The organism is Pirellulales bacterium, from assembly GCA_035939775.1.
Classification (GTDB): Bacteria; Planctomycetota; Planctomycetia; order Pirellulales; family DATAWG01; genus DASZFO01.
In genome coordinates, this window is the sequence record DASZFO010000093.1 from 1 (window position 1) to 8136 (window position 8136).

Here is an 8136-nt window from a genome sequence, read left to right on the forward strand (position 1 = left end):
ACTGGGAGGATTTCTCGGCCGTCGTCATGATGGTCAACCCGGTGTAAAAACTCTCTGGCGTGGCTGGCGTCGGCTCACTGACTTGGTCATAGGCTACCGACTCCCCCGCGGACCATGAATATTGCGGGTAACGATGAGCGCCGAGCCGTAGGCATGGCACCCAAGATATCAATACAAGTCTGAAGCTCCACTCGGGCTGACGCTGGGAACCGAATAGCGCAAGCCAACTACCCTCGACCGGTCATTGAACCGCCACGCTCGTCATTTCCCCGTTGTAGCGCACGTCCAGCGCGTTGTTGAATCGATTGAGCATCGTGATCAGGCCGATCAGAAACGTCAGCTCCACGATCTGAGGTTCGTTAAAGGATTCAGCGAGCCGGGCGAAGAAATCGTCGGGAATTCGATTGGAATCCCGCGTGACCAGCTCCGCATATTCGACTGCCAATCGCTCGCGCTGGGAATGAAGGCCGGCCGCGGTCAGATCGTCGGACATTCCCAGCGAGCGCATGATGTCGAGATGCGAATTGACGCAGAATTGGCATTCATGCAACTGCGAAACGCGGAGGATCACTTTTTCCAGAATGCCGCGTTCGAGCGTGCCGTTCGGATAAATGCTCTCCAGTCCGGAGAACGCCCGCAGCACGTTTTCATTCATCGCCATGGCCTGGAGCATTTCGAGCACCGGCCGCCCGCGCGCGAATAACTGCGCGCTCTCTTGGAACGACGGATTCTCCTTGAACTTTGCAAACGTCTTGGCGACTTGTGCCGAGTCGATGGTGATGCGCATGGGAACCTCAATTGGATCAGTCTACCGTACATCTAATGAGGATTTCTAGAAGCAGCTCGCCGAACGAGGAAAGACGGAGAACTTGACCCGCGCGAAGGGTGCATTTCCGTTCCCATGGACGTGGTCCGAATGGAATAACCAGTCCGACGATCTACGAATTAAGAGCAGGTCGTGCTGAGGCGGCGCAGCCGCGGCCGAGACAGGCTTCTCACCCATCTCCAAACGCGTCGCGATAGGGTCAATTCTCGGCCCAAGGAGGCCTTATGCGCCATGTTCTGTCGAGCGGATTGCGCTTTTGGATCGTCATTTCAGCGGCGGTTTTCATCGTGGTCGGTGGAGGCGGCAGCGTCTACGCGCAAGCTGGCGGCGGTGGGCGGCTCGTGGCTGGCGGAAATCAACCGGCCGCAAACGCGAAGCCAGAGCCGACCGAAGCACAAATCCAGTCCGGCCGAGATCTGTTCTTGAAGCGATGGAAGCAAGCCGATTTCGCGACGCCGACGGGCGACGGGCTGGGGCCAGTGTTCAATGGCCGTTCATGCGCGGAATGTCATGGAATGATCGGACCCGGCGGCGCAGGGACGAACGAACATAATGTCGATCTATTGAGCGTTACCCCGCCCAACCAAAAGAACCTTGATCGCAAAATGTTCGCCGAACGGATGACCGCCATCCATCCGGCGTTTACCGCGGACTTCGGTTCCGTGCGTCCCAACGTCACTCTGCACAAATTCGGAACCGATCCGGCCTACGGCGAATGGCGCCACGGTCTGCTAGGACTTGTCTCGAATGACAAGGAGCCCGACGCGAACTTGCGCAGTCTCGTGAAAAGGCAGATCGCCGCCTATGAGGGTGCGGGCAAACATTACAGCACTGAGAAGGCCATGCTTAAATGGGACCGTCAGGTGGACCTCACGATCACCCAGCGCAGCACTCCAGCGCTTTTCGGCTCGGGGCTGATCGATGAGATTCGCGACGAAGTGCTTCAAGAAACCGCCAAGGCACAGGCGAATCGGCGTGATACCGTGAAGGGAAAGGTCGCCGCGGCGCGTGGCGGGTCGCCCGGCAAGTTCGGCTGGCGCGGACAGACAGCGACACTCCAAGAGTTCGTGATGGGGGCTTGCGCGAACGAACTTGGCCTGGAGGTCCCGGGCCACAGTCAGGGGATCAATCCGATGGATCCAGCCTATCGCGCCAGAGGACTTGATTTGACCCAATCGCAATGCGCCGATCTGACGGCGTTTGTCGCCAGTTTGCCGCGCCCGACGCAACGGCAGCCTAAGAACATCGACGAGCTAAGACTTTGGAACGCCGGAGAGCAAGTCTTCAACTCGATCGGCTGCGCGACGTGCCACATGCGAACTCTCGACAGCGTCGATGGCCTTTATAGCGATCTGTTGCTCCACGATCTGGGTCCCAAACTGGCTGACCCGGCTGGCGCCAATCCGACTTCTGGTCCCGGAGCAGCGACGACGGCCTATTACGGCGGACCGGCCGACGTGTTCGTGCAAGTGCCTCCGATCACACGCCGCCAGTGGCGCACGCCGCCGCTTTGGGGCGTGGCCGATTCGGCCCCATATCTGCACGACGGCCGAGCCGTCACGCTCCAAGAGGCAATCGAGGCCCACGGCGGCGAGGCATTGCCGGCGGCCAAGCGGTTTGCCGCCTTGCCAATCGTAGAGCAAGTCAGAATGATCGCGTTCTTGAGCAGCCTGGCAGCGCCGAGCGCGCGGATTCTCGTCGCGCAGAAATAGGGCGGCAATTGCTATTCGCAATGCCCGCAGCAGGCGTCGAAGCGCCAGGTCAAACCCAAGCCGGTATACCACACTGCGACGGATTCTTGATTGCTGCCGAACGTGTCGTGGGCGTGGAACATCCCGCCGACGAACATATCCAGATCGAGGCACGGAACGAGAAAACCCTGACGGCCGATGCCGGCGGAAATCCGGTGTTGGTTAATCGTGCCGACGCTCGCCGCTTGGAATAGCTGCACCGCCGATTGGCCGATGGGAACTCCGTCCAGATTGCTGCCGACGCTATGGTTGAGCGGATTGGTGTTGTAGGAATAACCGGCGCGATACTTGTACTTTCCGTTCGTAAGCTGCGAGCCGATGGCGAAGGCCCACTGATTCACGTAAACGTCGCGATATAGATCGGCGTCTTCCCAAAGTTTGTAATAAACGTCGGCGGCAAGCAGCAGGTTGCCGTCCATGAAGGCGTGGTTCGCCAGGCCCCAGCCGAGAGTCGCCGGCTGGGAGATTCGGATGTCGTGATACGTCGTGCCGATGCGAAGCGCGTCGGGAAACTGAAAATCCATCGGCGACATATAGTAAAAGCCGAAGTCGTTGCATTCGTTGATAGCGTAATCGAGACCGATCGTCCCGCGGATGCCGTAACTGTGGACCATCGAGGTGCTGACTAGCGGGCCGACGAACCCAAGCTGCTCGAACGCGGGTCCCACCGTGAAGGCCGTGCCCACGGAGAGATTGTCGGTCAATTGCACCGCTGTGTCCAAGTTGAAGCCGAGCACCAGCAGTTCGGTGGTGATGTCGTTGACGAAACTCCCTGCCGGGGCGCGGCCGCGATACTCGGCCCCAGCGCCGCTCAGCCCCGTCAGCCCCAGCCCCACCACACCCGGGATGCCAAGGCACTCGAAATCCTGAGTGGCGCCGACTTCGACTGCGGCGAATCCTTGCGTGCGCGACGTGACGTGGAACGGCACGCCCGGATTGGCGGTGTTCAGGTTGCCATTGTTGAAAACGGTCGGATAGCCTTCGATCCAGCCGCCGCCCTCGGAGAACTGGGTACCGTGGAATTGCGTGAGCGAAGCCGGGTTGCCGAAGATGGCCGATGGAACATCTTGCGGCCGCGCCGTGCTCACCCCGGCCATGCCGCCCGAGGCCGGCCCCATGACGTTTTGCAGATCGGTCCCGTAGCCTTGGCCGAATGCCGGCTCGAGCCGCGCGGCCAGCACGAGCGAAAGGACAATCGCGAGGAGTTTCAATTCTGTTTTCATGACGGATTCGGATTAGGGAATAGGTCGGGGGCAATTGGCGACCCAGCGCGGGGTTTCACCGGGCATCAGCGTTATCGGAGTTGACAAAGAATCGCCATAATCGATTCGCGCGGCCCTCGCCGGATTTTTCGCATTTTCCGGCGGTATGCTCGCCAGGAACGGCAATGTTTGCCCCACTTAATCCGTCTCGAACCTCGATGCTACCGTCTGGGCGAGCTTCAACGCCGCGCGAATTGAGGATTCTCGCATCTGCTGCCAGCGCCCTATCCGAGCGCTTGGTCGAGTGTCTTCAACTGTTCAACATGACGATCGAAGGCTACCTCTCGCGAAATAGAGCCCAGTGGCGACAGGCTGCCCGGGCTACAATCGACTTGTCGCCGGGGAAGTTCCCATCGAAGATGGTTGCATGAAGTCATCATTGTTCGCTTCCGCCGAACAGCTTTTTCGCCGAGCGGCCGCGTTGCGCGCCGTCCAGGGAGGCGTCGTGAACGTTTTTTCCGAAGCACTCGCTGTATTGCATATCGTGAGGCGAAGAATGCAATCCCCGATCGCGATCGTCGGCGGCCTGGCGGGAATCCATCATCAAGCCGTCGTGACGACGCTGGATATCGACGTGGTAGTGACCCGCGATCGACTGGACGACTTCTTGCGGGAGTGTGCCGCCGAAGGGCTGGAAATCAAGCATCGCTCGGAGCACGGCTGGCACGCCGTGGTGTTTCGCTCGGGCGACGAAACGGTTGAGATTCAGGTCGTGCCCGAGGGAGAAAAGAGTCCGCGCGATCCCGACTACGCTCCGCCTACGCCGAGTCCAGAAGATTTGGGTGTTGCCAGCGGCCTGGGCTATGCGTCATTCGCCGGATGGGTCGCGTTGAAATTGGTCGCCAACCGGGACAAGGATCGGTATCACCTGACCGAAGCGCTCAAGAAGGCCTCGCGCAGATCGCTGAGGTGGTCGCGAAACTGCGCCCGATGCACAAGAGCTACTTGCGCGAATTCGAGCGGCTCGTCCGCGCGGCGGAGGACGAGAACCAGAAAAACTGGTAGTCGCGCCGACGAGTGGGGCTACTACTCTGATTTGACGGGTGCAATGGCCACTGCTCTGAGTGGCCATGCCGCAACTGCGTCCATGCCCACGCCGACCCGCTGGCGCCGGTGCCCGCGTGGGCATGGCACCCGACGTATCAATGTAACTGTGAAGCCCAATGACTCTTGCATCAACTCGCGCTACTTGGCGATCTTCACCGGCGGGATCACCCAGGAGCCGTCGAGGATCGAGGGGTCCATTTCTTTCGGCCAGTAAAGCCGCAACATCAGGACGAACTTTCCGGCGGGGGCCGGCAGCCAGTTCGATTCCTTGTCGGGTCCCGTATTCTCGTGCTGGATGTACACGTCAATTGACCCGTCCGGGTTTTCCTTGAATTTGGTCCGCGAGCTGACCGTGTAGCGGTTCAGTGGATTGGCGACAAAGAAGTAATTGGCGTCGTACATGGTCAGCGACCAGAAGCCGTCTACCGGCGGCATCTGCCCCTTGTCGAAGTGCAATACATATTTATTCGCGCCATCATAGGGCTTGCCGTCGGCGTCCGTCTCCGAAGTCGGATAGATCGCGTCCTGCGGTCGATTGGCCCCCAAGCCGAAGGCCGTGATCAACGCACGATCGAGATAGTCTGTCCCGTAGATGCCGGTTTTCGTAAAGTACATCCAGCCGTTGATCGGTTTGCCGGCCTCCTTGAAGTAGCCCATGATCTTCTCGACGCCCAGCTTGGCGACGTCCTTGTCAACAGCGGCCTCCAGCTTAGTGCGATCGAAATCCTTCCCCGGCGCCATGCCGATCTTGGCCATCTTGGCGATCAACGGAGCGTCCTCGGCCGCCGGCGGATTGGTCTCCATGAGTTCGGCGAGGAGCTTGAAGTATGCAACCACATCCATCGCGTTCACTTGATCGCGAACGGCCGTTTTCATGTCGATGCTCGGATCGACCTTGCCCTCCGGCGGAGTATATGGCTTGCCGTACGAGCTGAGTGGAACCACGGAGCATTGGTCTTGGACCTGGTGCACCGCCTTATAGTCTTCCGGAGTGCCGGTGCAATAGATTCGACCTAGCACCCAAACAATGCTCGTCGGCGATTTGTACTCCGTGACCCCCGCGGGCAACTCTCCCTTCCAGCCCGGTCCCGTGATCGCGTATTTCTGGGCCTTGTCTCCCGTGGTTCGCTTACCTGGCACTTGGAACACGTCGGTCCAGCCGTCGAGCATGGGAAACAGGTAATAGCGATCGCCCATTTCCGGAAGGCTCAGCACCCACGGCTCCTTCGAGACGTCTAGCCAAATGGTCGTGTAGAGCGTGTCGGCGTTCGGGGCGGTCACGTCGCGGAACGACGCGTTGGGATACTCGCGCGCTCGGGAGAACTGCCCCATCGGTGCCCGCGTTCCTTCGGGAGCGGCGACGTTCGTCATCACCCGCCGCGTGATTTCCATCGTCACGAGCGGATAGCCGTATACGTAGGCGTCGGCGGCGATCTCGCTGGCTTCAGTTTCAGACAGATTGCTCGCCGGCTTCGCTGCAGTGCTGGAATCCGACGTCTTGGCTTCCGAGGGGGTGGTCGTCGCGGCCGATTTGTCGCCGTCGGCCGCTGGACTCTTATTGTCGGCCGACTTGTTGTCGGTAGCCTTGTTCTCGCATCCTGGCATCGCAGCGGCGACTGCCAAGACGGCCAATGAAAGACAGAATGTCAACGTGTTCCGCATGATTGATTTCCTTTCCTGTTTATCGCTATTTCTCATCGGATGCGAGCCACTTGCGGGCATCGTCGAGCTGCGCGTGATCGAAGTACCGGATCTTAGCCATCGTGAACGGCCTGCAAACCGCGGCCATCCACTTCTCCCAGGTCTTGTCGCCGACCAGGGCGATCCGTTTGATTTTGGTGCAGTGCGTGCTGGAGAACTTGATGTCGTCCCAGAGGGCCTTCGCGTCCCAGCCGTGGAAATCTTGGAACTCGGCGAGGACGTTCACCTTGCCGTCCTTGGCGATTTCGGCATCCACCAGGGGGACGAATTTCTTGTAGTCCTCGTCGTGAAGCTTGCCGCTGATCTTGAAACCGACCGCGTGGGCAGGCAATCCAGTGATTTGCTCGATCATATTGACGTCTCCTTTTTGTCTAACTGAAATTCATCGAACATGCGGCTACGGCGCCGTCAGCGTGACCGCGTCCAGGCCGAAGAATGATTTCGCGTTCTTCGATTCCGAATTGCCGCCGACCACTTCCACTCGCAGAATGAACTGACCGTTCTTCGGCTCGAACGTGCCCAGTTCGATCGGACCGGTCAGGATCACTTTGGGACTGTAAGCATCGTAGTCAGCGCCGGCCTGCCGGCCGTTGACGCTGAATCGCAGGATGCCATAATCCCAACTCTTCGTGGCGTAGAGCGTCAGTTTCTTCGGGCCTTTCTCGGGTGCGGGGATTCTCAATTCGATGAAGTCCCCCGGCCTGTTGCCGCGGACGAGCAATTGCGCGTCGCCGCTCCATTCTCCGTCGGAGAGCGCGCCGCTTTGCGATTCGGCCGGCGTGTTCGGGCTGCGGCGCACGATCTGCAAATCCTCGCATTCAATGGCGCCAGCGATTTTGTATGAGGGCGCCGGGGCGACCGGGATTGGACGGGCCGCCTCGGCGGGCTCGGCACCACGATTGCTCGTCGCCCGTGGCATCCCGTACCAATACGTCGTCGCGGCATAAGCGACCTTAGTATCCGCCCAATTCCAAACCTCCATGTCGAACTTGAGCGACTTCGTGAAGGGGATTACATCGAGGTTGCGCGTGCGGGTCACGACGGTTTGGCCTTTGGTCCCAGGGCCATCGCAGCGAACCTGATTCGAGAACGGCGTTTGGAACAGCCGCGGATCGCTCCACGAGTAGCAGTAATAATCCTCGCTGCCGGTGCCGAAATGCGAGGGGAACGATTCGCCATCGACCCAAACTTTTTCGTCCCCTTCGCCCCACCATTTGTTCACGGGCTGCATCACGCAAAGTTCATCGCCGACGTAGACGCCCTTGCCGCTAGTCGTGACGTAGTTCCAGTCGGAGAAGGGGCGCGTAGCGATGGGGTACTGTTGCCGCCAGTTGGCGTGGAAGTGCATCGACCGATCATCCCATTTCCAGGCGCCGATCGTGGCGGCGAGTTTCACGGTGACGGCTGTCTTTCCAAGATTCCTCAAGACGAACTTGCCCGACTCCTTGTAAGGCATCACCCAGCGGCAGGTCATCGTGCCGTCTTTGGCAACGGTGCGATACCAATTGTGAAGTTCATTCACTCCAACACCGCTGCCGAAGAAATCGCT

General features: G+C 59.7%; 8 protein-coding genes. 3 read left to right on the top strand and 5 right to left on the bottom strand.

Translation table 11 applies throughout. The features are described 5' to 3' along the window. Window positions 1-118: IS4 family transposase (locus VGY55_05450; GenBank protein HEV2969418.1), on the top strand; the 118-nt coding region annotated here is incomplete at its 5' end. A 123-nt stretch (window positions 119-241) separates the two neighbouring features. Here the strand turns inward: VGY55_05450 and VGY55_05455 are convergent. Then, the gene (locus VGY55_05455) at window positions 242-787 is read right to left on the bottom strand and encodes a carboxymuconolactone decarboxylase family protein (protein HEV2969419.1); all 546 of its coding nucleotides are present in this window, start codon (window positions 785-787) and stop codon (window positions 242-244) included. Window positions 788-1050: 263 nt separating this feature from the next. Between VGY55_05455 and VGY55_05460 the strand changes: the two genes are divergently transcribed. After that, window positions 1051-2538, top strand: a complete 1488-nt coding sequence (locus VGY55_05460; protein ID HEV2969420.1) for a di-heme oxidoredictase family protein — start codon at window positions 1051-1053, stop codon at window positions 2536-2538. An 11-nt stretch (window positions 2539-2549) separates the two neighbouring features. Here VGY55_05460 and VGY55_05465 read toward each other — a convergent pair whose 3' ends face one another. Then, window positions 2550-3800, bottom strand: coding sequence for a hypothetical protein (locus VGY55_05465; protein ID HEV2969421.1), 1251 nt, complete (start codon window positions 3798-3800; stop codon window positions 2550-2552). 535 nt (window positions 3801-4335) lie between these two features. On the opposite strand from VGY55_05465, the gene VGY55_05470 reads away from it, so the two are divergent. Next, window positions 4336-5100, top strand: coding sequence for a hypothetical protein (locus VGY55_05470; GenBank protein ID HEV2969422.1), 765 nt, complete (start codon window positions 4336-4338; stop codon window positions 5098-5100). Here VGY55_05470 and VGY55_05475 read toward each other — a convergent pair. From VGY55_05475 to VGY55_05485, 3 genes are all read right to left on the bottom strand, one after another. Next, window positions 5025-6548 carry a DUF1254 domain-containing protein gene (locus VGY55_05475; GenBank protein ID HEV2969423.1) on the bottom strand — a complete coding sequence of 508 codons (1524 nt, stop codon included), beginning with the start codon at window positions 6546-6548 and terminating at the stop codon, window positions 5025-5027. The genes VGY55_05470 and VGY55_05475 overlap by 76 nt on opposite strands. 25 nt (window positions 6549-6573) lie before the next feature. After that, complete coding sequence (locus VGY55_05480; protein HEV2969424.1) at window positions 6574-6939, bottom strand: STAS/SEC14 domain-containing protein; 366 nt, start codon at window positions 6937-6939, stop codon at window positions 6574-6576. 45 nt (window positions 6940-6984) lie between these two features. Next, on the bottom strand, window positions 6985-8136 hold a 1152-nt coding region (locus VGY55_05485; GenBank protein HEV2969425.1), incomplete at its 5' end, for a glycoside hydrolase family 172 protein.

Coding starts and splice junctions, on each gene's coding strand:
- VGY55_05460 (HEV2969420.1), top strand. CDS start 1,051: ATGCGCCATGTTCTGTCGAGCGGATTGCGCTTTTGGATCGTCATTTCA.
- VGY55_05470 (HEV2969422.1), top strand. CDS start 4,336: ATGCAATCCCCGATCGCGATCGTCGGCGGCCTGGCGGGAATCCATCAT.
- VGY55_05465 (HEV2969421.1), bottom strand. CDS start 3,800: ATGAAAACAGAATTGAAACTCCTCGCGATTGTCCTTTCGCTCGTGCTG.
- VGY55_05480 (HEV2969424.1), bottom strand. CDS start 6,939: ATGATCGAGCAAATCACTGGATTGCCTGCCCACGCGGTCGGTTTCAAG.
- VGY55_05475 (HEV2969423.1), bottom strand. CDS start 6,548: ATGCGGAACACGTTGACATTCTGTCTTTCATTGGCCGTCTTGGCAGTC.
- VGY55_05455 (HEV2969419.1), bottom strand. CDS start 787: ATGCGCATCACCATCGACTCGGCACAAGTCGCCAAGACGTTTGCAAAG.